This window comes from Rhodococcus pseudokoreensis (genome assembly GCF_017068395.1).
GTDB classification, from domain to species: Bacteria; Actinomycetota; Actinomycetes; order Mycobacteriales; family Mycobacteriaceae; genus Rhodococcus_F; species Rhodococcus_F pseudokoreensis.
Map to the genome: position 1 here is coordinate 1,243,132 of NZ_CP070619.1, position 25,871 is coordinate 1,269,002.

A 25,871-nucleotide genomic window follows, 5' to 3' on the forward strand; every position below is an offset into this window, starting at 1 on the left:
ACTCCGCGGAGTGGATTCGGCCCGGCTTTGTGGTATCTGGACCCGTAGCCCGGTCCCGCCCACTACACGGACAGACGCACCCCTTCTCTGCACACGCTCGACTTTTCGCGCCCGAAAACGGGGGCGGCTACCGAGAAGGAGTGCGTGCGCTTCGGCGTCGGGGTATTGACGGTGTCAGGTCGTGGTGGCCGACACGAGTGCGGCGGCGATTTCGGGTGCGGCGGCGATGGCCAGCGCGGGCAGGGCCTGGACGTTGAGTTCGATCAGTTCGTCGCGGGTCAGGTGCGGGTCGCGCAGCCAGGTGATCGTGACTTCCTCGACGTAGGCGATCCAGCCCCGGACGGCGAGGTCGACCGCGCGGGTGGGCTCGATGCCGATCGCGGGCAGTTGTTCGAGGGTCCGTTCGGACATCACGGCGCGGGTCTGCTCGAAGACGGCCCGCATGTCCGGGTCCCCGCTCGCCGTTCCCCGCAGGAGCGAGACGTATGTGCCCCGGTTCTCGGTGACGTAGTCGACGTACGACGCGAGCACCGAACGCAGGATCTGCATCGGATCGCGTGCTTCCTCGACGTACGGGTCGGGGGCGGTGCGGGCGAGCATCTCGCTGCTGGTGTGCCGGACGATCTCGAGATGGAAGTCGTGCTTCGACGCGAAGTAGTGGAACAGCAGGCCGCGGGAGACACCGGCCTGATCTGCGATGTCCTCGACGGAGATCTGCTCGAGCGGGCGCTGCGCCAGCATCTTCGCGCCGAGGTCGATCAGTTGCGCGCGCCGTTGTTCGGGGCTGAGACGGGTCCGCTTCACAACGTCCATGAGACAAGACTACTGAATGAAGGTCAATAGGCTATTGACTACCCCTCAATAGCGCCCTATGGTTTCTTACATGAGTCTCCCCGTCACAGATACTTACGCCCCCACCGCAGGTGTCCGCCACGTCGACACACTGATCATCGGCAGCGGGTTCGCCGGCCTCGGCGCGGCGATCAAGCTGACCCAGGCAGGCAAGACCGACTTCCTCGTCCTCGAACGCGGCAACGAGGTCGGTGGTACCTGGCGGGACAACACCTACCCCGGTGCGGCGTGCGACGTGCCCTCGCACCTGTACTCCTACTCGTTCGCGCTGAACCCGGAGTGGACCCGGTCGTTCTCGACGCAGCCCGAGATCCAGAAGTACATCCAGTCGGTGGCGGACAAGTACAAGGTGCGCGACAAGCACCTCTTCGGCTGTGACGTGCGGTCCGCCCATTGGAACGAGTCGACCACCCGCTGGGAGGTCAGCACCACCAAGGGGAATTTCGTCGCGAGGGTGGTCGTCTCCGCGGTCGGCGCACTGTGCGAGCCGTCGCTCCCCGACATCAAGGGCATCGAAGGCTTCGAGGGCGAGATCTTCCACTCCGCCCGCTGGAACCACGACGCCGACCTGACCGGTAAGCGCGTCGCCGTCATCGGCACCGGCGCCTCGGCCATCCAGATCGTGCCCGCCATCGGCAAGAAGGTGTCGCACCTCGACGTGTACCAGCGCACGGCGCCGTGGATCCTGCCCCGGGCGGACCGCGAGTACACGACGCTCGAGCACACCGCGTTCAAATACCTGCCCGGTTTCCAGAAGCTGTGCCGCACCGGCATCTACTGGATGCGTGAGAGCCAGGTCGTCGGACTCGCGAAGGCCCCCGTCTTCATGAAGCCGCTGCAGTTCGCGGCCGAGCGCCACCTGCGCCGTCAGATCAAGGACAAGGATCTGCGCAAGAAGGTGACGCCGAACTTCCAGATCGGCTGCAAGCGCATGCTCATCTCGAACAACTACTACCCCACCCTCGCGCAGGACAACGTCGACCTGGTGACCGACGGCATCGCCGAGGTCACGGCCAACTCGGTGGTCTCGAAGGACGGCACCGTCCGCGAGGTCGACGCCATCGTCGTCGCCACCGGTTTCCACGTCACCGACTCCCCCACGTTCGAGGGCATCTTCGGCAAGGACGGCCGCTCGCTCGCCGCGGTCTTCGACGAGGGCGGACAGCAGGGCTACAAGGGCGCCGCCATCGCGAACTTCCCCAACATGTTCTTCCTGGTCGGCCCGAACACGGGTCTGGGCCACACCTCGATGGTCTTCATGATCGAGTCGCAGCTCAACTACCTCGTCGACGCGCTGCAGACGATCGACAAGTACGGGATCGGCAAGATCGAGGTCCGTCAGGACGCCCAGGACCGGTACAACGCCGACCTCCAGGAGAAGCTGTCGCACAGCGTCTGGAACAACGGCGGGTGCGCGAGCTGGTACCTCGACAAGCACGGCAACAACACCACCCTGTGGCCGGGCTTCACGTTCCAGTTCCGGAACGAGACCAGGCGCTTCGACCTCACCGCGTACGACAGCGTGGCCACCGCCGATCTGCCTGCGCCCGTACACGTGAACGGCAAGACCCCCGGATCCGCCGCCATCCCGGCGCAGATCGACCTCGACGACGACAAGGTGACAGCACAGTGAGCGAGTTCGCAGGCAAGGTAGTCGTGATCACCGGAGCCGGCTCCGGCATCGGCAGGGCGCTCGCCCTCGATCTGGCGCGCCGCGGTGCCCGGCTGGCGATCTCGGACATGGACACCGTCGGACTCGCCGAGACCGCACGCCAGGCGGAGGCGCTGGGCGCCGAGGTCAAGTCCGATCACCTGGACGTCACCCAGCGCGAGGCGGTGCTCGCGTACGCCGACGAGGTGCGGGCCCACTTCGGCAAGATCAACCAGGTGTACAACAACGCCGGCATCGCCTACCACGGTGAGTTCGAGAAGTCCGAGTTCAAGGACATCGAGAAGATCATGGACGTGGACTTCTGGGGAGTCGTCAACGGCACCAAGGCGTTCCTGCCGCATCTCATCGCGTCGGGCGACGGCCACGTCGTGAACGTCTCGAGCCTGTTCGGCCTGCTGTCCATGCCCGGCCAGAGCGCGTACAACTCGGCGAAGTTCGCGGTGCGCGGTTTCACCGAGTCGCTGCGCCAGGAGATGCTGATCGCCAAGCACCCCGTGAAGGTGACGTGCGTGCATCCCGGCGGCATCAAGACGGCCATCGCCCGCAACGCCACCGCGGGACCGGGCGAGGACCTCGACACGTTCGCGAAGTTCTTCGACCAGAAGCTGGCACGCACCACCCCGGAGGCGGCGGCCGAGACCATCCTGACCGGCGTCCGCAAGGGGAAGGCGCGCGTGCTGATCGGCGCCGACGCCAAGTTCCTCGACGCCTGGGTGCGGCTCGTCGGGCCGAGCTACCAGCGGGTGGTCGCCTTCGTCGCCGGACGCGTCCTCCCCAAGTCGAACTGAGGTACCGATGAGTTTCCACCTCCCGCTGCCGGTCGTCGCGACGGCCCTCCGGCCGTTCTACCGCCTCAGCCTCAACGCGCGGCTTCCGTACTCGGTGCAGCGGACCCTTCTCGACGTGGGCGCTCCGTTGCAGCAGGTGCCCGCCGGTGCGGTCGTGCGCCCGACCGTTCTGGCCGGGCGGCGCGCGGAGCGGATCACGGTGGGGGCCACCGAACGCCGGGCCGCCGTCCTCTACCTGCACGGCGGTGCGTACACGATCGGTTCGCTCGCCACCCACCGATCGCTGGCCGCTCACATCGCCCGGGAATCGGGCAGCGTCGTGTATACCCTCGACTACCGGCTGGCTCCGGAACATCCGTTCCCGGCGGGGCTCGAGGACGCGGTCGCCGCGTACATGGAGCTGAACACCGAACATGGTTACGAGACAGAACAACTCGCCGTCGCAGGCGATTCGGCGGGCGGTGGCCTGACCGTCGCCGCTGCACGCCGCCTGATCGACCGGCACGGCGTGACCCCTGCGGCATTGGCGCTGATCTCCCCGTGGGTCGATCCCGGCAGGCGCGACACGTCCCGGGACCGGGATCTCGTCGTCAACACGGCGTGGTCGTTCGACGCCGCCGAGAAGTACCTGGGCAACGGCGACGCGCGGGATCCGGGTTACGCACCGTTGCAGGGAAATCTGGCGGGACTGCCGCCGACGTTGATCCACGTCGGGGTGGACGAGGTGCTCTACCCGCAGATCATGGAGTTCGTCGACAAGCTGAACGAGTCGAACGTGGACGTCACTCTCACCGAGTACGCCCGGCTGTGGCACGTCGCCCATCTACAGGCGTCCCTGGTCCGCGAGGCCGCGGACGCGGTCGCGGAACTCGGGGCGTTCCTGGGTTCACAGATGAGCGTCCAGCCACACCCGCCCCACGTCGGCTGAATCGGCGCCGCCGCGGACCTGGCCGATCATGTCGGCCAGGTCCGCGGTCGTCAGTTCACCCGCCACCACGTTCAACGCCTTCAGCTGGGCTTCGCTCAGAGTCCCGATCCGGAACAGCGGCACCACGTTCTGCGCGGTGAACACGTGTTCGTCGTCCGACAGCAGAACCAGATCCGCGTCCGCGACGTCGGGCGACGCCGTGGTCACCCCGGCCACCACCGTTCCGCCCGCCGGCGGCGGGACGGCGAGTTCACCGACCGCGGCGGCGTCGTCGGCCACCCTCCGCGTCTGCGCGAACGCGCACCCGGTGAGGCCGGCGAGAGCGCCGGCCTCGAAGGCCGGGGCGAGGACGGCCGCGCTCGTTCCGCACGCGGGAACAAGGTCGTCGAGGGTGGTGAGACCGAGCTGTTCGGATGCCTGCGGAGTCACCGCCAGCGCCGACCTGTCCTCGGCGGCGGCGAAGTCGGAGATCGAAAGCCCCTGTGGCAGAGCCTTGCTCAACGCCTCGAACACATCGTCCTGCTCGGTTTCCGTCGAGCCGGGGTCGTAATAGCGCAGCAACCGGCCCGTGAACTCCGGCACCAGCGTGACGCTGCCGGCATCGAGTTGCCCGAGATAGGCGGTCCGGTCACCGAGGCCGCCGTCGGTGGTGACCGGCACGCCCGTCGAACGCAGGGCACCCGCATAGATTTCGGCGAGGATGCGGCTCTCCGCACCGTCGCCCGCACCCACCACGATCTCGCCCGGCCCCTGCCCTGCGGCACCGTCGAGGGTTCTGTCGCCACGAGCGCATCCCGACGCCAGCCCCGCGACGAGAAGCAGCGCGGACGCGGCGGTCAGTGCGCGGGACCACGCCGCCGGGCGGTGCCTGCGGCGGGCCGATTGGTCTGTGCGTGTGTGTGCCACGTCGCGCCTTTCGTTTACCTCGAGCCGGCCGAAAACCGTGCTCTGTCCGCCCCTATCGTTACACTGGCCAACCGATGGCGCGGACACGCGTCCACCGGCTTTCGGTCGGCAGGTCCGGCGCCGGTGACAACGGGAAGGACGCTCATGCGCACCTCACGAATTCTGTCGGGCTTCACCCGCCGCTCCGTGGGCAGTATCGCTCTCGCGACGGTCGCCGTTGTGTCACTCGCGGCGTGTGGTGGCGGCGGATCCGACCCCCTGTCCGGCGGCGGCGAGGGCTCCGGCGACGACCCGAACGCGATCATCGTGGGATCGGCGAACTTCCCCGAATCGGAGACGGTCGCGAACATCTACACCGAGGTGCTCCGCGCCAACGGGTTCGACGTGACGACGAAGTTCAACATCGGCTCTCGCGAGGCCTACATTCCCGCGCTGAAGGACGGGTCGATCGACGTCATCCCCGATTACACGGGCAACCTCCTGCAGTATCTCGACCCTGATGCCACCGCCACCAGCGCAGCCGACGTCGATGCGGCGCTGCCCGCCGCGCTGGGCTCGGAACTGACGATCACCACCCCGGCCCCCGCGGAGGACAAGGACGCCGTCGTCGTCACGAAGGAGACGGCGGAGCGCTGGAACCTCGCCTCCATCGCGGATCTGGCGGCGCACTCGAACGAGGTGAAGTTCGGCGCACCGGCCGAATTCCAGGAACGTCCCGGTGGCCTGCCCGGCCTGAAGGCCAAGTACGGCCTCGACATCACGCCCGACAACTTCGTGCCGATCGCCGACGGCGGCGGTCCGGCCACGGTGGACGCTCTCGCGTCGGGACAGATCACGGCCGCCGACATCTTCACCACGTCCCCGGCGATCGCACAGAACGGTTTCGTGGTGCTCGCGGACCCGCTGAACAACTTCGCGGCCCAGAACGTCGTCCCGGTGTTGCGCACCACCAAGTCCTCCGACAAGCTGACCCGCGCCCTCGACGCGCTGTCCGCGAAGCTGACCACCGAAGAGCTTGTCGCGCTCAACAATTCCGTCTCGGGTGATGCGAAGACCGAGCCGGCGGCGGCCGCGAAGCAGTGGGTGACGGACCAGGGGCTCGACAAGCCGGTCTCGTGAGGAGCCTGCCGTGATCACGTTCTCGGGAGTCACCAAGCAGTACCCGGACGGCACGACGGCGGTGGACGGCCTCGACCTGCAGATCGAGGCCGAATCGTTCACGGTCTTCGTGGGGCCGTCCGGCTGCGGCAAGACCACGTCGATGCGGATGATCAACCGGATGATCACCCCGACCGCGGGCACCATCACCGTCGACGGCCGCGACATAGCCCGGACCGACGCGGTGAAGCTTCGCCTCGGCATCGGGTACGTCATCCAGAGCGCGGGACTGTTGCCGCACCGCACGGTGGTCGACAACGTCGCGACCGTCCCGGTGCTGCGCGGCGACTCGAGGCGCAACGCCCGCAAGGCCGCGCTGGCGGTTCTCGAACGCGTCGGACTCGACCCGGCGCTGGCGTCCCGCTATCCCGGTCAGCTCTCCGGCGGCCAGCAACAACGCGTCGGGGTCGCCCGGGCGCTGGCCGCCGATCCGCCGATCCTGCTGATGGACGAACCGTTCAGCGCCGTCGATCCCGTTGTCCGCGAAGATCTGCAGGCCGAGATGCAGCGACTGCAGGCGGAAATGCGCAAGACGATCGTGTTCGTCACCCACGACATCGACGAGGCCGTCAAACTCGGTGACCGGGTGGCGGTCTTCGGGCCGGGCGGCCGGTTGCAGCAGTACGACGCACCCGACACGGTGCTGTCCGCACCGGCCACCGATTTCGTCGCCTCATTCGTGGGTCGCGACCGCGGGTACCGCGGGCTGTCGTTCCGGACGGCGGATCAGGTTCCGCTGCACACCCTGCGGACGGCGACCGAGAACGAATTGCCCGGGCTGCGGCTCGAACAGGGTGAATGGGTCCTCGTCGTCACCGAGGCGGGCGTGCCGCGGGGGTGGATCGACGTCACCGGCGTCGAGGGCGCGCGGGCCGGCCGGCCCCTCTCCGAATGCACTGCGGCGGGCGGATCGCTCTTCACTCCCGGCGCCGATCTGCGGCAGGCACTGGACGCGGCGATCTCCTCGCCATCGGGCATCGGGGTGGCCGTCGACGCGGACGGCGCGGTGTCGGGCGGCATCCTCGGCTCCGAGGTGATCGCGAAGCTTGCCGAGCAACGGGCGGCGGAGGACCGCGCACGGGGTGAGCACTACTTCACTGCCCAGCAGGCGACCCCGGACGGGCCGTGATCGCATGCGCTGGCTCATCGACAACTTCTCGGTCGTCGTCGACCTGACGAAGACCCATCTGTATCTCGCGCTGGTTCCGCTGCTGATCGGGCTGCTCATCGCGGTTCCGGTGGGGACGGCGATCCGGGGTGCTTCGTGGCTGCGGAAGATCACGCTGATCGTGGCGGGCATCGCGTTCACGATCCCGTCGCTGGCGCTGTTCGTGACGATCCCCTCCGTCTTCGGACTGCAGATCCTGGACCCGCTCAATGTGGTGATCGCGCTGACGATCTACTCCACCGCACTGCTCATCCGCGCCGTGCCGGAGGCGCTCGACTCCGTTCCCGCAGACGTCGTCGACTCCGCCACCGCGATGGGTTTCACCCGCCTCCGCCGGGCGCTGACGGTCGAATTGCCGCTCGCACTGCCCGTTCTCATCGCGAACGTCCGGGTGGTGGCGGTGACCAACATCTCGCTGGTGTCGGTGGGTTCGCTGATCGGGATCGGCGGCCTCGGCACCCTGTTCACGCAGGGCTACCAGCGGGACTATCCCGACCAGATCCTGGCGGGGATCATCTCGATCGTCGTGCTGGCCCTCGCGTTCGACCTGCTGCTGTTCCTCGTCGGCCGGGCACTGACACCGTGGACCCGGCAGCAGAAGGTGCGGCGCGCACCGCTGGTCGCGGGACAATCGACGGCCCCGGCGCCGGAGGAGGCTTCGTGAACATCTTCGGCGGCGCCTGGGAGTACATCGTCGACCCGGCCAACTGGTCGGGCAGCACCGGAATCGGCACCCGCATCCTCGAACACCTCTGGTACAGCTTTCTGGCGGTCGCACTGTCCGCGGTGGTGGCGGTGCCGATCGGTCTGATCATCGGGCATCTGCGCAAGGGTGACGTGGTCGTGGTCGGTCTCGTCAACGCGCTGCGGTCGCTGCCGACGCTGGGCCTGCTGACGTTCCTGGTTCTCCTGCTCGGGCTGGGTCTGATCCCGCCGATACTGGCCCTGGTGATCCTCGGGATCCCGCCGGTCCTCGCGGGCACGTATGCGGGTGTCGCGAACGTCGACCGGACGGTGGTGGACGCCGCCCGCGCGATGGGGATGACCGAATGGCAGGTCCTCACGCGGGTCGAGGCCCCGAATGCGCTGCCGCTCATGCTCGGCGGGCTGCGCAACGCCACGCTGCAGATCATCGCGACCGCAACGGTGGCCGCGTACGTCAACCTCGGTGGCCTGGGCCGGTACATCTTCGACGGACTGGCCCTGCGTCAATACGACCGGGTGCTCGTCGGCGCCCTGCTGGTGACGATTCTGGCTCTCGTCGTGGACGGTTTGCTCGCGCTGGCGGTGTGGGCGTCCGTTCCGGGAACCGGCCGCCTGCGGCGGAACCCGAGCGCCGGGCAGATCGTGGAGCGCGCGTCGTAAAGAGTTCTCCCACAACGGCGAACACCCCGACACCGGAACCGTGGGTGCGGGTTCCGGATCGGGGTGTTCGACGGATTCTCGCTAGTCGGTGACGCCTTCTGCGCGAGCAGCGGCGGCGACTGCCTCCGCGACAGCGGGGGCGACGCGAGGATCGAGCGGGCTGGGAACGATCTTGTCTACAGCCAGCTCGTCACCGACGACCGAGAGGATTGCCTCGGCGGCGGCAAGTTTCATGCCTTCGGTGATGCGGCGGGCGCCGGCGTCGAGCGCACCCTTGAACACACCGGGGAAGGCGAGCACATTGTTGATCTGGTTCGGGAAGTCCGAGCGCCCCGTCGCGACGATCGCCGCGTGCTTGCGGGCGACGTCGGGGTGGATCTCCGGGTCCGGGTTCGACAGTGCGAACACGATGGAGTTCTCCGCCATGGTCGCGATGAGCTCCTCCGGGACGGTGCCCGCGGACACGCCGAGGAACACATCTGCACCGTTGAGTGCTTCGACGACACCGCCGCGGCGACCGGCCGGGTTGGTGCGCGCGGCCAGGTCGACCTTGATCTCGTTGAGGTCGGTGCGGTCGGCCGAGACGATGCCCTTCGAGTCCAGCACCGTTACGTCCGCGATACCGGCGGCGAGCAGGATGTTCGCGCAGGCGACACCGGCGGCGCCGGCACCGGAGATGACGACCCGCAGGTCGTGGAGGTCGCGGTCCTGGACCTTGACCGCACCCTTGAGGGCGGCGAGGACGACGATGGCGGTGCCGTGCTGGTCGTCGTGCATGACCGGGCAGTCGAGGGCCTCGATGACGCGCTTTTCGATCTCGAAGCAGCGGGGTGCGGAGATGTCTTCGAGGTTGACGGCGCCGAAGCTCGGGCGCAGCCGGATCAGGGTTTCGACGATCTCGTCGGGGTCCTTGGTGTCGAGGACCAGCGGGATCGAGTTCAACCCGGCGAAGTTCTTGAACAGGGCCGACTTGCCTTCCATCACGGGGAGGGAGGCGCGGGGGCCGATGTCACCGAGGCCGAGCACCGCGGAGCCGTCGGAGACGACGACCACGAGGCGGTTGGTCCAGGTGTAGCGGTCGGCGAGGGTCTCGTCGGCCGCGATGGCGCGGGAGACCTGCGCGACACCGGGCGTGTAAGCGATGGACAGGGCGCGCTGCGAATCGAGGGGAGCGGTGGTCTCTACCGAGAGCTTTCCCCCGATGTGGCCGGCGAAGATCTCCTCGTCGGTCAGTTCGACCTTCTGCGGTGTGGTGGGTTCGGACACGATGGACACGATGACACTCCTGATAAGTCCAGGCTCACTCGGGGCCGGGTTACTGAGAAGTAACCGTAGGGATCGGCGCTGATCCTCACAGTTACTCCACGAACGACAACTGGGGTGAAGCTTCCGGGGTGCGCGATCACGATGGCCGCAGAACGTCCGAAGCGTCATGGCACTGGGCGGGTGAGCCCCTGGCAACGCTGCCATAAAACCCCCGCCGAAGGGCGGTGGCGCCGACGTCGGAGTGGTGCTAAGTCTGGCACGAATATCGATGCACAATCAAATTGCCACGACAGTCAGATGTCTCACGTTTTCGGGCCTCTACCTGTGAGAACAAGTTACCGGCGGGTCACTGTGAGAGCCGGTTCCACGTATCGGCCCGAGCGTCGCTCATCCCCACCACTGGGTGGCCAGCAGAAGCGCCGCCGCCGCGAGGACGGCCACGGACGCGACCACGGCGGCGAGTCCGTCGCGGCGGTCCGCAATTCGCTGCGCCACGATCACGACCACGGACGCGACCACGTGCGCGGTGATCGAGATCGCCCCGGGCCCGGGGAAGCCCCGGCCGCCGCCGACGTAGGCGGAGCCGATCACGACGAGACAGAGGATCACCACGCCGGCGGCGACGGCCCCGCTGAAGGCGCGCAGCGCGCGGACCGGGAGCGGACTGCGCCGTGGTTCGGTGGCCGCCACCGTCCTCGGGACGGCGGGACCGTACGGGTCATACCGCTCGGACTCGTGCGTGTTCATGCCGAGACCACCTGCACCCCTGATGCTTTCGACACGAGGGTGTCGAACTCGTCGGCGTCCGTCGTGAACTCGCCGAGCCGGATGGCCTTGTTCGTTCCGTGGTAGTCGGAGGAGCCGGTGACGACCAGACCGAGCTCGTCGGCGAGGGCCTGCAGCACCCGCGAATCTTCCGGCGAGTGATCGGGGTGATGAACCTCGAGCCCGTGGAGACCGGCTCCCGCCAGGTCGCGAACGTGATCGAGCGACAGCAGCCGCCCCCTCGTGCGGGCCCGGCCGTGGGCGAGGACGCTCACTCCCCCGGCCTCCGCCACCAGTTGCACGGCCTCGTCGAGCGGAGTGTCCGATTTGTCGACGAAGTACCGGCCGCGCGGGGCCAGCAGGTCCACGAACGCTTCACCGATGCTGCCGACCACGCCTGCGCGCATGAGGGCCCTCGCCAGGTGCGGGCGCCCGGCCGCCGGTCCCGCTTCCGCGAGCACCTCGTCGGCGTCGATGGGGAGGCCGTCCTCCATCATCAACTCGGCCATCGCGCGGATCCGGACGATGCGCTCGTTCCGCAAGCGTTCCCGTTCCCGTGCGAACGCCGCGTGAGCGGGATCGAACAGGTAGGCGAGAAGGTGCACCGCGACCGGGCGTCCGTCCTCGCCCCGACCCTCGCAGGACATCTCCATGCCCCGCACCAGGGCGAGCCCCGGAGGCAGCGCCGCGACCGCTTCGGCCCACCCCGCGGTCGTGTCGTGATCGGTGATCGCCACGATGTCGAGTTCCGCCGCGCCCGCGGCGCGCACCAGGTCCGCCGGGCTGTCGGTTCCGTCGGAGGCCGTCGAATGGGTGTGGAGATCGATGAGCACCAGACCAGTCTGTCAGGTGTCGCCGCACCGGGTCCGAGCGTGCGGCCCGGAAGCCTGGCGTGTCGTGCGACGCCGCCCGGCCCGAACCCGGTGCTGACGTACGATTCACCGGCAGCGTTTCCGACTCGACGGTGAAGGAGGGCCCCGTGCCGTCTGTGCCCTCGCTCCCCCGGCGCGGCAGCGACAAGGATCAGCGCAACGGCGACAAGGACCCGGGTTCCCGGATCCGCATCCCGACCGCGCGGGCCATCGTGGACTGCGGGGTGTACGTCGACGGCACGAGGCTCCCCGGCAAGTACACGCACCAGGCGGCGATGGCCGAGGTCCGCAAGCAGGGTCAGGGGTTCGTGTGGGTCGGGCTGCTCGCCCCCGACGAGGGGCAGATGGAGAGCGTGGCCGAGACGTTCGGGCTGCACGAACTGATGGTCGAGGACGCCGTCCACGCCCACCAGCGGCCGAAGCTCGAGCGCTACGACGACGTGCTGTTCCTGGTGCTGCGGACGGTCAACTATGTGCCGCACGAGTCGGTGGCCACTGCCAGCGAGATCGTCGAGACCGGCGAGATCATGGTCTTCGTGGGCGTGAACTTCGTCATCACCGTGCGGCACGGTGACCATTCCCCGCTGTCGAACGTCCGGCACGCGCTGGAGGCGAACCGGGAGCGGCTCGCCCTCGGCCCGTACGCGGTGCTGCACGCGGTCGCGGACCACGTGGTGGACACGTACCTCGAGGTCACCCAGGCCATCGAGGAGGACGTCGACAGCATGGAAGAGGCGGTGTTCAGTCCGCGCAGCACCGTCGCGGTCGAACACATCTACCTGCTCAAGCGGGAGATCGTCGAACTCCGCAAGTCGGTGAACCCGCTGTCCAACCCGTTGCTCCGGCTGACGCGGTCACCGGGCAATCCGGTGCCGAAGGAGATCCGCCGCTACTTCCGCGACGTCCTCGACCACCACACCACCGTCGCCGAGCGGATCGCCGAATACGACGAGGTGCTCAGCTCACTCGTCGATGCCGCGCTCGCGAAGGTCGCCGTGCAGCAGAACACCGACATGCGCAAGATCTCGGCGTGGGTGGCCATCGCGGCTGTGCCGACGATGATCGCGGGCATCTACGGCATGAACTTCGACAACATGCCCGAACTCCACTGGCAGTACGGCTATCACGGCGTGGTGTTCGTGATCGCGTCGGTGGCGGTGGGCCTGTTCGTCACGTTCCGCCGGAACAACTGGCTCTAGAGCGACGCGGCGCCGCGGAGCGGATCGCGGACGTCGATGCCCGCCTCCGCCCACGCCTCACGCAGGGCGCCGGCGCCGCGCAACCGGACCCACGCCGCCTCGGTGCCGGTGAGCGGCACGGCCGCGAGGAACCGCACGGCCTCCGCGGGTTCGGGCAGCGGGAGGTCGGGGATCGTCGACTCACCGAGCAGCACGGCGGTGAACGGTGCGTCCTTCCACAGCGGCTCCCCCAGGTCGAGCAGCGCGTCCTCCACGAGGACGACACCTTCCACCGACGGCGCCGCCGCCAGCACCGCCAGGGTGCGCGCGACTCCCGACGCCACCCCGGCGCCGCCGCGCAGGGTGAGGATCAGTTCGGCGCGGGGGCCGCGGAGGGCGTCGGCCACCAGTTCGCCGGGGTCGCTCATCGGGTGCCGGGAGCATCCCAGGGTCACGTAGCGGACCAGATCCTCGTCGTCCGGGTCGAATCGCAGCACGTCCAGCGGCTCGACGCCCAGGAACGTCACCGATGCCGCAGTCGGCTCCGGTCCCCCGATCTGCCCCAGCAGGTGCGCGCGAACGGAGGCCACAACGCTGTCAGTCACCCCGTCATCAAACCACCGAACCCGCTCACCCGGCCTCCGGCCTCGCGAGCCGGTAGCGTCGGAGCATGGTCTCGGTACTCGCAGTGTCCGACGAGACGATCGAGTCGCTGTGGAGTTCGCAGGTGCGCGCCATGGACGTCGACCTGATCCTCGGTGCGGGCGACCTCCCATTCGACTATCTGGAATACCTGATCGACGCCCTCGACGCGCCGTGCGTCTTCGTGCCGGGCAACCACGACGCCGACCTGTCCGGCTATTCCGCGGGACGCGTCGGGTGGATGCGGGCGGGACTGCCCTCGGCGTGGCCGGGACCGTGCGGCGCGGTCAATGCGGACGGCCGGATCGTGCGGATCGCGGGCCTGCGCATCGCAGGACTCGGCGGATCCATCCGCTACAACGACGGCCCCAATCAGTGGACGGAGCGGCAGCAGCGGCGGCGGGCGCGCAACCTGGCGATGACCAGCGCGTGGCACGCGCGCCGCTCCGGGGTGTCCGGCGTCGACGTGCTGCTCACGCACAGCCCGCCGCGGGGAGTCGGCGACCAGGAGGATCCGCCGCACCGGGGGTTCGAATGCTTCGAGAACCTGGCGGGCAGGCTGCAGGCCCGCGTCATGATCCACGGGCACGTGCACCCGTACGGCCGGGCGGCCGAGGACCGCACGCTCGGCGCGACGACCGTCATCAACACGGTGGGATTCACCCTGATGGACTTGTCGCCGGGCGCCGAACCGAGCATCGTCAGGCGCCGGCATGGCACGTGACACGGGATTCCCCGCCGCCGACGCGGAGAACGACTTCACCCGCCAGCGTCGTCGCGCCGAATTGTCACGCCTGGTCAACTGGCTGCGCCGCGAACCGGACGACGTCAACGAGATCCTGCCGTTCGACGAGGTGGTCGCAGCCGTCGGCCGGGTCGGGGAACGGTCGCTCGGACTGCAGGTGATCCCCGTCAACTCCATTGTCGGCAGCGTCGACCGCACGCGCGACTTCGACCGGTTCTTCCGGCCCACGTCCACCCGGGTGCGGGAGCGCTGGCAGCGGCTGGCGGCCGCGCAGCGCCGGGGCGAGTCGGTGCCACCGATCCAGGTGTACCGGATCGGGTCGATGCACTTCGTCAGCGACGGCCACCACCGCGTCTCCATCGCGTACGCGATGCACTGGAGCACGATCGACGCCTACGTCACCGAGATTCAGACGAAGATCTCCCCGGACGGGATCGCGCAGCGCGGCGACCTGGTCATCAAGGACCACCGCCGACTGTTCCTCACACGGGTCCCGTTGAGCGGGCCGCAGCGGGCGGCCGTGGTCGTCACCGATCCGTGGGAGTACGCCGAGATCAGCCAGAGCGTCGAGGCCTGGGGGTTCCGGCTGATGCAGGAGGTGGGCGAATTCCTCAGCCGTGAGACCGTGGCCCGGCGCTGGTTCGGTGAGGAGTACCTGCCGGTGGTCCGGATGCTGCGGGCGGCCGAGATGCTGCCCGATCACACCGACGCCGAGGCCTACCTGTGGGTGGCACGCGAGCGGTACCGCCTTGTGCGACAGCACGTCTGGAACGACGAGATCATCGCCGAGCTCAGTCACCTCGCACCGCGGAGGCACAAACCGGCTAGCTCGTAATCCGAACGGCGCGTTCGGTCGCCTCGGGGTGCGCGAACTTCAGCAGTCGCCTGCCCTCTGCTTCGATCGCGGTGCGGTGCGTCTTCGCGATGGTCGCCAGCGGCTCCACTTCGAGTACCGCACGGGACTTCTCGACCACCGTCGTGGTGAACGCCGCGACCCGGCCGTTCACGAGGACGGCCGGTTTGACGATGCCGTTCTGCGTGAAGATCTTCTTCCGCACGTCGTCGTCGACGAGGCGCCCGCGGTCCGCGTGCGAGAGCAGCACGTTGTCGAACGGCGCGAGGATGCGGACGGGGGCGGGGGTGCCCGGGTCCGGCCGGGGCGCGTCGGGAAGGTCGAACAGTTCCGGCCCCGACTCCCCCGCGAACACCCGGAGCCCGGGCCGCAGCCGGTCCAGGACCTCACCGAGCCGGGTCAGCCCCGACCAGGCCTGGGCGTCGCGCGCAGTCGCGGGGCCGAACGCGGCAAGGTAGCGGAGCAGCATCGTGTCGATGCACGGCGCGGCGGACAGCGGGCGGCCCACCCACGACTCCAGGGTCGCCAGCGCCGGTTGCCCCGACCTGCCCCACAACCCGCGCGGCGGCACCTGGACCATCGGGACCAGTCCCCGCACCCCGTGGGCGAGCGCGGCACCATCACGGCCGGGGAACCGCTGCTCGAGCAGCGGCCGCATCTGCGACTGGGTGCGGGGTTCGTCGCGCACCAGGTCGCGTCCCGCGGCCGCAAGGGCGTCGAGGTCGATGCCGTCGAGACTCGACCGGTGCTGCGTGTTGGTGTGGAGGTCCCGGTCGAGCAGCGGTTGCGCCAGCGGACGGAACGTGAGGGCGTCCGACGCGGACAACGCGAAGACCGTCCCGCGCAACGCGACGATCCGCACCACTGCGCGGTTCTCGACGAGATCCGACAGCGATTCGGCGCGGAACCGTCTCAGCCGCGCCCACAGCGCGAAGTACGGCGGGGCCGGCGCCTGAGCCTGCAGTCCGCAGAGGTGCTCGATCATGTCGAGCGGGGACAGTTCCGAACGGCTCAGCAGCGATTGCCTGGCCAGTGTCGCCCAGCCCAGCGCTCGATTCGACATGCGTTCAGACCCCACCGTGAACCCCTTAATTAGTTAGCCCCAGTACCGTGTTGGTTTACACCCGTTCACCGACCCTGCAGGAGGACCCCCATGGCCGCCGGATCGACTACCGCAGCCAGGGCTCTCCTGCCCGTCATGTGTTTCGTCGTGATGATTGTCGCCGTTCTTCAGACGCTGGTGGTACCGATCGTCGGGACCATCGGCGCGCAACTCGACGTCGGCCCCACCGCCGTCGGCTGGCTCCTCACCGCGAACCTCCTCGCGGCGGCGACCGCGACACCCGTCCTCGGCCGCCTCGCCGACCTCCGCGGCAAGCGGCCCGTCCTGCTCGGGGTGCTCGTGGTAGTGCTGCTGGGGTCCCTGATCGGTGCGGTGTCGACGTCCGTGGGGGTGCTGATCTTCGCCCGGGTGCTTCAGGGTGTGTCGTTCGCGTTGTTCCCCATCGGCATCGCGGTGCTGCGCGACGAACTGCCGGCCGAGAAGCTGACCGGGGCGATGGGGATCTTCTCCGGCACCCTCGGCTTCGGCGGATGCTTCGGCATCGTCCTCACCGGTGTGCTCGTCTCCGACGGCGCCGACTTCCACCGCGTCTTCTGGCTGTCGTCGGCCATCACCGCGGCGGGACTCGTCCTCGCCTGGATCGCGATCCCCCGCCGCCCGCGCGCAGGCACGGGTTCCATCGACTGGATCGGCGCCGTCGGTCTCGCCGCCGGCCTGGTCCTCGTCCTGCTCCCGCTCGCCGAGGGCGGCACCTGGGGCTGGACGTCTCCCGTCACGATCGTCAGCGGAGTCGCCGGAATCCTGGTCCTGGTCGGCTGGTTCCTCTACGAACGCCGGACCACCGATCCGCTCGTCGCGCCCCGGCTCCTGACCAACCCGCCCGTCCTGGTCACCCACCTGTCCGCCCTGGTGGTCGGCATGTCGATGTTCGTGATGTTCCTGGGCAGCTCGTACTTCGTCCAGACGCCGCGCGCGGTCGCCGGGTACGGCTTCGGGGCAACCGTCCTCGCGGCCAGCACCGTGTATCTGCTGCCGGGCGCGATCAGCGGCGTCCTGGCGTCGATTGCGAGCGGCAGACTGATCCACCGATTCGGTTCCCGCGCTGTCCTGATCGCTGCAAGTGTCGTCGGGGTCGGCGGTTTCGTCGTGTTCATCTTCGCCCACGACCGCACGTGGGAAGTCATTGCGGCGATCGTGCTGATCAACACGTACATCAGCCTCGCCTACGCGTCCCTGCCCTCGCTGCTCGTGGCCGAGGTCCGGCAGGACGAGACCGGCGTCGCGAACAGCATCAACTCGATCGCCCGGTCCGTGGGCAGCTCGGTCGCCAGCGCGCTGCTCGCGACACTGCTCGCCGGAATCACCATCCCCGGGACCGACGTCCCGACCGAATCGGCGTACGTGATCGCGTTCGTCGTCGGTGCGGCCGCCGCAGCCCTCGCCGGACTGCTGCCGTTCTTCGGGATCACCCGCACCACCCGCACCCCGTCCGACGAGGAGGAGGACGAGGTCCACGCGACCGCCCTTGCCGCCGAGTGGGGCACGGTCGGCGGTCTCGGCGGAGCGAACACCAGCCGTCCGGGTGAACGCACCACCCCGGTCAGCGGGTGAGATTCGCCCCCGAGTTCTGATCGAACAGGGCGATCTTCGCGCGGTCGAACCACAGCTCCACCGGCCTGCCGTGCACCGCGGACGATTCGGCCGACAACCGGGCCACCAGCTGACCGCCCCCCGCGACCGCGGTCCCCGAGTCGGCGGCGAGTTCCTCGAGTTCCCGGGAGTTCACCTGCGGCCCCTCGGCCGTGAAATAGGCGTACTTGTCCGAGCCCATCGACTCGAGCACCTCGACGTTGGCCGTGAACGTGGCACCGGACTCCCGTTGCCCTGCATCGACGAGCGCCACGTCCTCGAAGTGCTCGGGACGGATCCCCACCACGACGTCCTTCGCCGAATTCGACGACGCGACCTTGTCGCAGGTCTCCGGGGGCAGCGTGAACTCGCCGAGCGGCGTCGACACCCCGTCGGCGGTCAGCTGTCCCGGGAAGAAGTTCATCGACGGCGAGCCGATGAATCCCGCGACGAACAGGTTGTTCGGGTGGTCGTACAACTCCTGCGGCGCCCCGATCTGCTGGACCACCCCGCCGCGCAGCACCACCACCCGGTCGCCGAGCGTCATCGCCTCCGTCTGATCGTGCGTGACGTAGACGGTGGTGGTGCCGAGTCGCTGCTGCAGCCGCGCGATCTCGGTGCGCATCTGGACGCGGAGTTTCGCGTCGAGGTTCGACAGCGGCTCGTCCATCAGGAACGCCTTGGGGCTGCGGACGATCGCCCGGCCCATCGCGACCCGCTGCCGCTGACCGCCGGACAGATTGGCGGGTTTGCGGTCGAGGTGCTGCGTGAGGTCGAGGATCTTGGCGGCGTCGTCCACCTTTGCCGCGATGTCCGACTTCGACATCTTCGCCAGGGTGAGCGGGAACGCGATGTTCTGCCGCACCGTCATGTGCGGGTACAGCGCGTACGACTGGAACACCATGGCGATGTCGCGGTCCTTCGGCGCCTTCTCGTTGACCCGCTCCCCCGCGATCCGCAGCTCACCGGACGAGATGTCCTCCAGCCCGGCGATCATGTTGAGAGTGGTCGATTTTCCGCAACCGGACGGCCCGACCAGGATGATGAATTCGCCGTCGGCGATCGTGATGTCGACGTCGCTCACCGCCTTGGCGCCGTCCGGGTACAACTTCGTCACCTTGTCGAGCACGATTTCGGCCACAGGCTTATCCCTTCACGGCGCCGGACGTCAGGCCGGCCACGATGCGTCGTTGGAAGAACAGCACGAAGATGATGATCGGGATCGTGATCACCATCGCGGCTGCGGCGATCGAACCGGTCGGCTCCTCGAACTGGGAGGCGCCGGTGAAGTTCGCGATCGCGGCGGGCGCGGTGATGGAACGTTCCGTCGAGGTCAGCGAGATCGCGAACAGCAGATCGTTCCAGCAGAAGATGAACACCAGGATCGCGGCGGTCACGATGCCCGGCGCCGCCAGCGGTGCCACCACTTTCCGGAACGCCTGCGCCGGGGTGGCGCCGTCCATCTTGGCCGCCTTCTCCAGCTCCCACGGGATCTCCTTGAAGAAGGCCGACAGCGTGTAGATGGCCAGCGGGAGCGCGAACGTGATGTACGGCAGGATCAGGCCGGCCCAGGTGTCGAACAGCCCGAGCCTGCGCTCGATGTCGAACAGCGGACTCACGAGGGAGATCTGGGGGAACATCGCGATCAGCAGTGCCACCCCGACCAGCAGTTTCTTACCCGGGAAGTCGAGGCGGGCAATGGCGTAGGCGGCCATGGTGCCGATGACGACCGCGATCACCGTGGAGATGAGACCGATGCCGATGGAGTTGATCAGCGCGCTGGTGAACGCGTTGGTCTCGAAGATGCCGCGGTAGTTGTCGAGGGTCCACTTCTGCGGAATGAACTTGCCGTCCTTGATCGTTCCCGCGGGTTTGAACGACAGGCTGGCGATCCACAGCACCGGGACCAGCGCGTACAGCAGAACCAGCAGGTTGACCACGGACCAGCTGATCTTGCGGCGAGGGGTGTCGACGACGGCCATGGTTATCGGTTTCCTTCCGTGTCGGACCCGGGAGCCGACGCGCCGAAGAGCTTGATGAACACGAATGCGAGCAGCGCAACGCACAGGAAGATGAGGACGCTGATCGCCGAGCCGATACCGAGGTTGAACGCCTTGAACAGGTTGTCGTAACCGAGGATCGACAGTGACCCGGTGTCGTTGGCGCCCTTGGTGAGAACGTAGATGTTGTCGAAGATCCGGAACGCGTCGAGCGTGCGGAACAGCAGCGCCACGAGGATCGCGGGTTTCATCAGCGGCAGGATGATCCGCACCAGCCGCGTCCACGCCCCGGCGCCGTCGACCTGCGCGGCCTTGAGGAGGTCGTCGGGAACGAGGGCGAGCCCGGCGAGCAGCAGCAGCGCCATGAACGGTGTCGTCTTCCACACCTCGGCGAGCACGATGATCGCGAGCGACGGAATCTGCTCCGTGAGCGGGGCGCTGCCGTCGGGCAGCAGGTTCGCGAGATACCCGGTTCCCGGCGTCCACGCGTAGTACCAGCTGTACGCGGCGGCGACGGTGACGATGCCGTACGGAATCAGCACCACGGTCCGGACGAGGCCCTTCCCCACCAGCGTCCGGTGCATCACGAGCGCCAGGATCAGGCCCAGGACGAACTCGATCACCACCGACACGACGGTGATGCCCACCGTCACCCAGAACGCCTGCCACCAGTACCCGTCCGTCAGCACCGACACGTAGTTGGCGAGGCCGACGAACTTGCGTTCGTCGGGGAACCGGAGGTCGTAGCGCTGCAGGCTCAGCCACACCGCGTACACGACGGGATAGGCCGTCACCGCGATCATGAGGATCGCGGCGGGGGCCACCAGCCACAGCCCGAGCCGGCGTTCGGCCTTCTTCCCCTCCGAGATCTGGCCCTTGGACGCGACTTTCGGCTCCTCGGCGCGGTCCGCCTGCACGGTTTCGGTCGTCACGGGATCAGCCCTTCCGAGTTGACCGCCTTGCGGACCTGTTCGGCGAGTTCGTCGACGGTCCGCGGCGGGTCGATGTCACCGACCGGATTCAACGTGGCGGTGATCAGGGTCGAAATGCTCTGGTACGCCGGTGACACCGGGCGGACGGACGCGGTGTCGAGGCTCTGCCGCACTTCACGCCACGCGGGGTACGCCTCCTGGAACGCCGGATCGTCGTACAGGCTCGCCAGCGTCGGCGGCACACCGCCCTTGACGGCGTTGTTGCGCTGGTTCTCCTCGTTCCGCAGGCAGGACACCGCCTCGAACGCCAGGTCCGGGTGCTGACTCGTCTTCGCGACCGCGACGTTGAATCCGCCGATCGTCACCTCGGCGGGCCTGCCGGGGATCACCGACGGGTACGGCGCGGGCAGGAAGTTCTGCTGACCGTCGACCGTGAGCACCGTGTTGCCCGTGTCCGCGGACGTCGGATTGCCCTTGTCGTCGATGAACGGGAGGTCCCCCTTCTCTGCGTTCTCGATCATGCCCGGCAACACGAACGGCCAATTGACCTCGAACGCAGCCTTTCCGCTCTCCATCCCGAGCCGCGACGACGCCTCGTCGCCCTGGGAAACCGACGGGTCGGCACCCTTCGCGGTGGCGACCCGCTTCATGACCTCGAGCGCCTGCAGGGCGGCGTCACCGTCCGCGACCGTCACCGTGGTCCCGTCGTCGGCGACGACGGACCCGCCCGCACTCGCGAGCAGGGTGTTGAACCACACCATCAGGCCCTCGTACTGCTTGCCCTGCACCCCGATCCAGCTGGGGCGGCCCTCCGCGGCGAGGCCTTCCGCTATGTCGATCATCTGATCCCACGTCTGCGGCGGCTGCCCGTCCGGCATGAGGTCCTTGCGGTACCAGAGCAACTGGGTGTTGGTGTTCAGCGGTGCGGCGTACAACTGGTCCTGCCACTTGGCCGATTCGAGTGGGCCTTCGAGCGTGCCCTCGGTGACCTCGGCGGCGATGCCGGGTGGGAGCGGCAGCGCCCACCCCGCCTCGGCGAACTCTGCGGTCCACACCACGTCGAGCGTCATGATGTCGAGTGACGTGTCGTTGCCGGTGAGCCGGCGGGCCAGCTGGAGGCGTTGATCGTCCGCGCCCTTCGGCAGCGTGCGTTGCTCGATCGTGTACCGGCCGCCGGCCGCGGCCGTGCAGTTGGCCGCGGCCTCCGCGTACTGTTCGGCACCGTCGGCGGCGGTGTAGAAACTGAGGACGATGCCGTCTTCCGACGACCCGCACGCGGCCAGCAAGGGAACGGTGAGGACGGCGGCCGCACCGATCAGTCCCCACTTCAGCGAGCGTCCGGGCTTGGTGCGGTGCAGCACAGCCGCCTCCTCGAGCGGCCCTCACGGATCCAGTCGCGGTACGGCTGGGCACGCGGGCCCGCACATTGGTTCCTGCCGGAACACGCGCTCCACCGGCAGGTCACGGTTTCGGCGAGGGCCGGGGCCCACGCATTGCGCCGTAAACCTATCCGACATCACCGGCGAACCGGGTGAAATCGCGGCGAACGTCGCGAATAGGACGCAATCCGTGACCCGACCGCAACCCGCCGCTCGACGGGTAGGCGCCGATCAGAGCGCCAGCTTGGCCAGCATGTCCCTGGCCGTCTCCGCCGACTTCGGCTCGCACAGCACGTCGTACCGCCCGGCGACCAGCTGCATGGTCGACGCGAAGTCCCGGGTACCCCGCGTCGCCGCGTACGGGATCGTCGTGGAGATCAGCCCGAAGATGATGCCGCCGACGATGCCGACGACGAGTGGCGCCAGGAAGCCGCCCGTGACGATGCCCAGCAGCAGACCGAAGAACACACCGAGCCACGCGCCCGAAACGATGCCCCCGCCAATCACTTTCGCCCAGGTGAGGCGGCCCAGCACCCGCTCCACCTGCATGAGGTTGACCCCCACGATGGTGACGTCCTCCACCGAGAATTCCTGATCGGAGAGGTAGTCGACGGCGCGCTGCGCCTCCGCGTACGTGGGATACGAACCGATGGGCCAGCCCGTGGGGGGTTCCGGCAGAGCCCCGCGCCGCGCCCCGTTGGACTGTCCGAGTGGATTCGTCATCGTCAGCTGGTCTCCTCGTGTGGTTACCGCAGGATCGGTCCTGTGAGAACCATTCTGCCTGCCGGGACTACTTCGCGTCGGGTCGCACGAACTCGGTGGTCCGTTTCATACCCGCGGCGCGCCCCTTGGCGGAGATCACGAGCGCCATCTTGCGACTCGCCTCGTCGATCATCTCGTCGCCGAGCATCACGGCACCGCGACCGCCGCCCGCCGCGGACGTGTGGAACTCGTACGCGTCCAGGATCAGTTCGGCCCGGTCGTAATCGTCCTGGCGGGGGCTGAACACGTCGTTCGCCGCCTCGATCTGGGTGGGATGCAGCACCCACTTGCCGTCGAAGCCGAGCGCGGCCGTGCGCTGCGCCGACCGCCGGAACGCCTCCACGTCGCGGATCTGGAGGTAGGGACCGTCGATGGCCTGCACCCCGTGCGCGCGGGCCGCCATCAGGATGGTCATCAGAATGTGGTGGTAGGCGTCGCCGCGGTCGTAGCCGTCCGGCTGCTCCCCGACGACCAGCGTGCGCATGTTGATGCTCGCCATGAAGTCGGCGGGACCGAACACCAGGGTCTGCACGCGCGGGCTGGCCGTCGCGATCTCGTTGATGTTGGTGAGCCCGATCGCGTTCTCGATCTGCGGTTCGATGCCGATCCGGCCGACCTCGAGCCCGTTCGCCTTCTCCACCTGGGTCAGCAGCAGGTCCAGGGCCTGAACATGGCTGGCGTCCGGCACTTTCGGCAGCAGGATCGCGTCGAGGTGGGCACCCGCCCGCCCCACGACCTCGACGACGTCGGCGTACGTCCACTCCGTGGTCCAGTCGTTGACCCGGACCACCTTGATCTGCTCGCCCCACCCGTCCTCGGCGAGCGCGTCGCCGATGGTGCCGCGGGCTTCCTGCTTGGCGAGCGGTGCCACCGCGTCCTCGAGATCGAGGAAGATCTCGTCGGCGGGCAGCCCCTTCGCCTTGTCGATCATCTTGCGGCTGCTGCCCGGAACGGCGAGTACTGATCGCCGTGGCCTGTAGACGGAACTCATGACGGACGATCCTCCACTTTCGCAGGTGTTCGATTCCCTGTATCTCTGTACAAGGATCTAGCCTGGCAATCATGGCAGCTGCGAACAAGGTTTTTGCAGCCAGGCTGGCCGGCCTGGTGGTGCTCGGCCCCGACGGGGAGTCGATCGGCCGCGTCCGGGACGTGGTGATCACCGCCCGCGTCGGAAGGCAGCAGCCGCGCGTGCTCGGGCTCGTCATCGAATTGTTCACGCGCAAACGCATCTTCGTTCCCATGCTCCGCGTCACCGCCATCGAACCCAGCTCGGTGACCCTCACGACGGGCAACGTCAGTCTCCGCCGATTCCAGCAACGGCCCGGCGAGGTCCTGGCCCTCGCCCAGGTGGCGGATTCGCACGTGCGCGTGGACGACCCGGAACTCGAGGAACTGCGGGACGCCGACATCATCGTCGTCGACCTGGGCATCGAGCAGACCCGCACCCGGGACTGGGTGGTGTCGAAGGTCGCGGTGCGCGGGCACCGCGGCAGGCTCGGCCGTCGCGCCGCCATGCACGTCGTCGGGTGGCAGCACGTCCAGGGCCTCACCCAGACCGACCTGGCGATGCCCGGCCAGGGCGTCTCCGCCCTGCTCACCCAGTTCGAGGGGATGCGTGCCGCCGACGTCGCGAACGCGATGCGCCTCCTGCCGGAGAAGCGCCGCCACGAACTCGCCCTCGCACTCGACGACGAGCGCCTCGCCGACGTCGTCCAGGAACTGCCCGCCGACGACCAGACGGATCTGCTCATGCACCTCGAGGTGGAGCGGGCCGCCGACGTCCTCGAGGCCATGGACCCCGACGACGCCGCCGACCTCCTCGGTGAGCTTCCCGAAACCGAGGCCGAATCGCTGCTGCAGCTGATGGATCCGCAGGACTCCGAGCCGGTCCGCCGCCTGCTCGAGCACTCCCCCGACACCGCGGGCGGTCTGATGACTCCGGAGCCGGTGGTCCTCACCGCGTCGACGACGGTCGCCGAGGCCCTGGCCCGCGCCCGGATCTCGGACGTCACTCCCGCCCTCGCGAGCATGGTGTTCGTCGTCCGCCCGCCGACCGCGACGCCGACCGGCCGCTACCTGGGATGCGTGCACCTGCAGAAACTGCTGCGCGAACCGCCCGCGAGCCTGGTCGGCGGACTGCTCGACACCGACATGCCGCGGCTCGCGCCCGAGGACTCCCTGACGTCGGTGACGCGTTATTTCGCGACGTACAACCTGGTGTGCGGGCCCGTCGTCGACGACGAGGATCACCTGATCGGCGCGGTCACCGTCGACGACGTCCTGGACCATCTCCTCCCCGAGGACTGGCGTGAAGAGGAGATCGACGTATGAGCGAGAAGTCCCCCAGCGCGGCCGCCCGGAGCCTGTCGGACCGACAGCGCCTCGACACCCCACGCGGCACCCGGCGCTTCCGGGTCACGTACGACGTGGAGGCCGTCGGCCGGGCCAGCGAGAACTTCGCCCGGTTCCTCGGCACGGGCCGCTACCTGATGATCCAGACGGTGATCGTGATCGTCTGGATCGTCATCAACGTCTTCGCCGTCAGCCTGCAGTGGGATCCCTACCCGTTCATCCTCCTCAACCTGGCGTTCTCCACCCAGGCCGCCTACGCGGCGCCGCTGATCCTGCTGGCGCAGAACCGCCAGGAGAACCGCGACCGCGTCTCCCTCGAAGAGGACCGCTCCCGCGCCGAGCAGACGAAGGCGGACACCGAGTTCCTCGCCCGGGAACTGGCCGCGCTACGCATCGCGATCGGCGAGGTGGCCACCCGCGATTACCTGCGGCGCGAACTCGACGAGATCAAGACACTGCTGGCCGACGAGGAAGACACGCGCACCCGGCGGAAATGAGGCCGGCGAAATCCCCCCAAACTCCGGCACGGCCAATCACGGATATGTAACGTCAGTCACATCTTCTCGGATGTATGCGGTGTGCACAGACGAAGA

At 68.4% G+C, this 25,871-nt stretch carries 26 protein-coding genes; 13 read left to right on the forward strand and 13 right to left on the reverse strand.

Features of this window, described 5'->3' with window-relative positions:
• Positions 1–174: 174 nt before the first annotated feature.
• Entirely contained in the window at positions 175–813 is a 639-nt protein-coding gene (locus tag JWS13_RS11135; RefSeq protein WP_206005595.1) for a TetR/AcrR family transcriptional regulator, read from the reverse strand.
• Positions 814–883: 70 nt separating this feature from the next.
• On the opposite strand from JWS13_RS11135, the gene JWS13_RS11140 reads away from it, so the two are divergent.
• Genes JWS13_RS11140 through JWS13_RS11150 form a run of 3 tightly spaced genes read left to right on the forward strand, consistent with a single transcriptional unit; the run spans position 884 to position 4,240 of the window.
• Positions 884–2,485: a flavin-containing monooxygenase gene (locus JWS13_RS11140; protein WP_206005596.1), complete on the forward strand. Its 1,602-nt coding sequence runs from the start codon at positions 884–886 to the stop codon at positions 2,483–2,485.
• Positions 2,482–3,312 carry an SDR family NAD(P)-dependent oxidoreductase gene (locus JWS13_RS11145; RefSeq protein WP_206005597.1) on the forward strand — a complete coding sequence of 277 codons (831 nt, stop codon included), beginning with the start codon at positions 2,482–2,484 and terminating at the stop codon, positions 3,310–3,312. The genes JWS13_RS11140 and JWS13_RS11145 overlap by 4 nt, the downstream gene beginning before the upstream one ends.
• 7 nt (positions 3,313–3,319) lie before the next feature.
• On the forward strand, positions 3,320–4,240 hold the full coding sequence (locus JWS13_RS11150) for an alpha/beta hydrolase (protein ID WP_206005598.1): 921 nt from the start codon (positions 3,320–3,322) through the stop codon (positions 4,238–4,240).
• Here the strand turns inward: JWS13_RS11150 and JWS13_RS11155 are convergent.
• A complete protein-coding gene (locus JWS13_RS11155) occupies positions 4,199–5,146 on the reverse strand; it encodes an ABC transporter substrate-binding protein (protein WP_206005599.1) in 948 nt (315 codons plus the stop codon). The genes JWS13_RS11150 and JWS13_RS11155 overlap by 42 nt on opposite strands.
• 144 nt (positions 5,147–5,290) lie before the next feature.
• Between JWS13_RS11155 and JWS13_RS11160 the strand changes: the two genes are divergently transcribed.
• Genes JWS13_RS11160 through JWS13_RS11175 form a run of 4 tightly spaced genes read left to right on the forward strand, consistent with a single transcriptional unit; the run spans position 5,291 to position 8,837 of the window.
• The gene (locus JWS13_RS11160) at positions 5,291–6,265 is read left to right on the forward strand and encodes an ABC transporter substrate-binding protein (RefSeq protein WP_206005600.1); all 975 of its coding nucleotides are present in this window, start codon (positions 5,291–5,293) and stop codon (positions 6,263–6,265) included.
• 10 nt (positions 6,266–6,275) lie between these two features.
• Entirely contained in the window at positions 6,276–7,433 is a 1,158-nt protein-coding gene (locus JWS13_RS11165) for an ABC transporter ATP-binding protein (protein WP_206005601.1), read from the forward strand.
• A 4-nt stretch (positions 7,434–7,437) separates the two neighbouring features.
• Positions 7,438–8,136, forward strand: a complete 699-nt coding sequence (locus tag JWS13_RS11170) for an ABC transporter permease (protein WP_160098340.1) — start codon at positions 7,438–7,440, stop codon at positions 8,134–8,136.
• The gene (locus JWS13_RS11175) at positions 8,133–8,837 is read left to right on the forward strand and encodes an ABC transporter permease (protein WP_206005602.1); all 705 of its coding nucleotides are present in this window, start codon (positions 8,133–8,135) and stop codon (positions 8,835–8,837) included. Before JWS13_RS11170 ends, JWS13_RS11175 begins: the two co-directional genes overlap by 4 nt.
• Before the next feature lie 81 nt (positions 8,838–8,918).
• Here JWS13_RS11175 and JWS13_RS11180 read toward each other — a convergent pair whose 3' ends face one another.
• The 3 genes from JWS13_RS11180 to JWS13_RS11190 form a co-directional block, all read right to left on the reverse strand.
• Positions 8,919–10,112, reverse strand: a complete 1,194-nt coding sequence (locus JWS13_RS11180) for an NAD(P)-dependent malic enzyme (protein ID WP_206005603.1) — start codon at positions 10,110–10,112, stop codon at positions 8,919–8,921.
• 378 nt (positions 10,113–10,490) lie between these two features.
• Entirely contained in the window at positions 10,491–10,850 is a 360-nt protein-coding gene (locus JWS13_RS11185) for a hypothetical protein (RefSeq protein ID WP_206005604.1), read from the reverse strand.
• Entirely contained in the window at positions 10,847–11,701 is an 855-nt protein-coding gene (locus JWS13_RS11190) for a PHP domain-containing protein (protein ID WP_206005605.1), read from the reverse strand. Before JWS13_RS11190 ends, JWS13_RS11185 begins: the two co-directional genes overlap by 4 nt.
• Positions 11,702–11,847: 146 nt before the next feature.
• Between JWS13_RS11190 and corA the strand changes: the two genes are divergently transcribed.
• Positions 11,848–12,939, forward strand: coding sequence for a magnesium/cobalt transporter CorA (gene corA / locus JWS13_RS11195; RefSeq protein WP_206005606.1), 1,092 nt, complete (start codon positions 11,848–11,850; stop codon positions 12,937–12,939).
• Here corA and JWS13_RS11200 read toward each other — a convergent pair.
• Positions 12,936–13,523, reverse strand: a complete 588-nt coding sequence (locus JWS13_RS11200; RefSeq protein WP_206005607.1) for a suppressor of fused domain protein — start codon at positions 13,521–13,523, stop codon at positions 12,936–12,938. The two genes, corA and JWS13_RS11200, sit on opposite strands and share 4 nt — an antisense overlap.
• Before the next feature lie 65 nt (positions 13,524–13,588).
• Between JWS13_RS11200 and JWS13_RS11205 the strand changes: the two genes are divergently transcribed.
• Positions 13,589–14,284, forward strand: a complete 696-nt coding sequence (locus JWS13_RS11205; protein ID WP_206005608.1) for a metallophosphoesterase family protein — start codon at positions 13,589–13,591, stop codon at positions 14,282–14,284.
• Positions 14,274–15,140 (forward strand): chromosome partitioning protein ParB, encoded by an 867-nt coding sequence (locus JWS13_RS11210; RefSeq protein WP_206005609.1) that lies wholly within the window; start codon positions 14,274–14,276, stop codon positions 15,138–15,140. The genes JWS13_RS11205 and JWS13_RS11210 overlap by 11 nt, the downstream gene beginning before the upstream one ends.
• Here JWS13_RS11210 and JWS13_RS11215 read toward each other — a convergent pair.
• Positions 15,130–16,236 (reverse strand): winged helix DNA-binding domain-containing protein, encoded by a 1,107-nt coding sequence (locus tag JWS13_RS11215; RefSeq protein ID WP_420855003.1) that lies wholly within the window; start codon positions 16,234–16,236, stop codon positions 15,130–15,132. The two genes, JWS13_RS11210 and JWS13_RS11215, sit on opposite strands and share 11 nt — an antisense overlap.
• A gap of 75 nt (positions 16,237–16,311) precedes the next feature.
• Between JWS13_RS11215 and JWS13_RS11220 the strand changes: the two genes are divergently transcribed.
• The gene (locus JWS13_RS11220) at positions 16,312–17,832 is read left to right on the forward strand and encodes an MFS transporter (protein ID WP_206005611.1); all 1,521 of its coding nucleotides are present in this window, start codon (positions 16,312–16,314) and stop codon (positions 17,830–17,832) included.
• Here the strand turns inward: JWS13_RS11220 and JWS13_RS11225 are convergent.
• The 6 genes from JWS13_RS11225 to JWS13_RS11250 form a co-directional block, all read right to left on the reverse strand.
• The gene (locus JWS13_RS11225; RefSeq protein ID WP_206005612.1) at positions 17,822–18,991 is read right to left on the reverse strand and encodes an ABC transporter ATP-binding protein; all 1,170 of its coding nucleotides are present in this window, start codon (positions 18,989–18,991) and stop codon (positions 17,822–17,824) included. The genes JWS13_RS11220 and JWS13_RS11225 overlap by 11 nt on opposite strands.
• A gap of 4 nt (positions 18,992–18,995) precedes the next feature.
• Positions 18,996–19,832 (reverse strand): carbohydrate ABC transporter permease, encoded by an 837-nt coding sequence (locus JWS13_RS11230; protein WP_072949597.1) that lies wholly within the window; start codon positions 19,830–19,832, stop codon positions 18,996–18,998.
• A 2-nt stretch (positions 19,833–19,834) separates the two neighbouring features.
• Complete coding sequence (locus tag JWS13_RS11235; RefSeq protein WP_124392227.1) at positions 19,835–20,782, reverse strand: carbohydrate ABC transporter permease; 948 nt, start codon at positions 20,780–20,782, stop codon at positions 19,835–19,837.
• Positions 20,779–22,143, reverse strand: coding sequence for an ABC transporter substrate-binding protein (locus JWS13_RS11240; RefSeq protein WP_206005613.1), 1,365 nt, complete (start codon positions 22,141–22,143; stop codon positions 20,779–20,781). The genes JWS13_RS11235 and JWS13_RS11240 overlap by 4 nt, the downstream gene beginning before the upstream one ends.
• 249 nt (positions 22,144–22,392) lie before the next feature.
• The gene (locus JWS13_RS11245; RefSeq protein ID WP_015889781.1) at positions 22,393–22,884 is read right to left on the reverse strand and encodes a general stress protein; all 492 of its coding nucleotides are present in this window, start codon (positions 22,882–22,884) and stop codon (positions 22,393–22,395) included.
• Positions 22,885–22,951: 67 nt separating this feature from the next.
• Positions 22,952–23,914, reverse strand: a complete 963-nt coding sequence (locus JWS13_RS11250; protein WP_206005614.1) for an HpcH/HpaI aldolase/citrate lyase family protein — start codon at positions 23,912–23,914, stop codon at positions 22,952–22,954.
• 71 nt (positions 23,915–23,985) lie between these two features.
• Here JWS13_RS11250 and JWS13_RS11255 point away from each other — a divergent pair, with 71 nt between their 5' ends.
• Both JWS13_RS11255 and JWS13_RS11260 read left to right on the forward strand, forming a co-directional pair.
• The gene (locus tag JWS13_RS11255; protein WP_087556407.1) at positions 23,986–25,257 is read left to right on the forward strand and encodes a magnesium transporter MgtE N-terminal domain-containing protein; all 1,272 of its coding nucleotides are present in this window, start codon (positions 23,986–23,988) and stop codon (positions 25,255–25,257) included.
• Entirely contained in the window at positions 25,254–25,775 is a 522-nt protein-coding gene (locus JWS13_RS11260; RefSeq protein ID WP_206005615.1) for a DUF1003 domain-containing protein, read from the forward strand. Before JWS13_RS11255 ends, JWS13_RS11260 begins: the two co-directional genes overlap by 4 nt.
• Positions 25,776–25,871 lie beyond the last annotated feature (96 nt).

Coding starts and splice junctions, on each gene's coding strand:
- JWS13_RS11135 (WP_206005595.1), bottom strand. CDS start 813: ATGGACGTTGTGAAGCGGACCCGTCTCAGCCCCGAACAACGGCGCGCG.
- JWS13_RS11140 (WP_206005596.1), top strand. CDS start 884: ATGAGTCTCCCCGTCACAGATACTTACGCCCCCACCGCAGGTGTCCGC.
- JWS13_RS11150 (WP_206005598.1), top strand. CDS start 3,320: ATGAGTTTCCACCTCCCGCTGCCGGTCGTCGCGACGGCCCTCCGGCCG.
- JWS13_RS11160 (WP_206005600.1), top strand. CDS start 5,291: ATGCGCACCTCACGAATTCTGTCGGGCTTCACCCGCCGCTCCGTGGGC.
- JWS13_RS11170 (WP_160098340.1), top strand. CDS start 7,438: ATGCGCTGGCTCATCGACAACTTCTCGGTCGTCGTCGACCTGACGAAG.
- JWS13_RS11185 (WP_206005604.1), bottom strand. CDS start 10,850: ATGAACACGCACGAGTCCGAGCGGTATGACCCGTACGGTCCCGCCGTC.
- JWS13_RS11205 (WP_206005608.1), top strand. CDS start 13,589: ATGGTCTCGGTACTCGCAGTGTCCGACGAGACGATCGAGTCGCTGTGG.
- JWS13_RS11210 (WP_206005609.1), top strand. CDS start 14,274: ATGGCACGTGACACGGGATTCCCCGCCGCCGACGCGGAGAACGACTTC.
- JWS13_RS11220 (WP_206005611.1), top strand. CDS start 16,312: ATGGCCGCCGGATCGACTACCGCAGCCAGGGCTCTCCTGCCCGTCATG.
- JWS13_RS11230 (WP_072949597.1), bottom strand. CDS start 19,832: ATGGCCGTCGTCGACACCCCTCGCCGCAAGATCAGCTGGTCCGTGGTC.
- JWS13_RS11245 (WP_015889781.1), bottom strand. CDS start 22,884: ATGACGAATCCACTCGGACAGTCCAACGGGGCGCGGCGCGGGGCTCTG.
- JWS13_RS11250 (WP_206005614.1), bottom strand. CDS start 23,914: ATGAGTTCCGTCTACAGGCCACGGCGATCAGTACTCGCCGTTCCGGGC.
- JWS13_RS11255 (WP_087556407.1), top strand. CDS start 23,986: ATGGCAGCTGCGAACAAGGTTTTTGCAGCCAGGCTGGCCGGCCTGGTG.
- JWS13_RS11260 (WP_206005615.1), top strand. CDS start 25,254: ATGAGCGAGAAGTCCCCCAGCGCGGCCGCCCGGAGCCTGTCGGACCGA.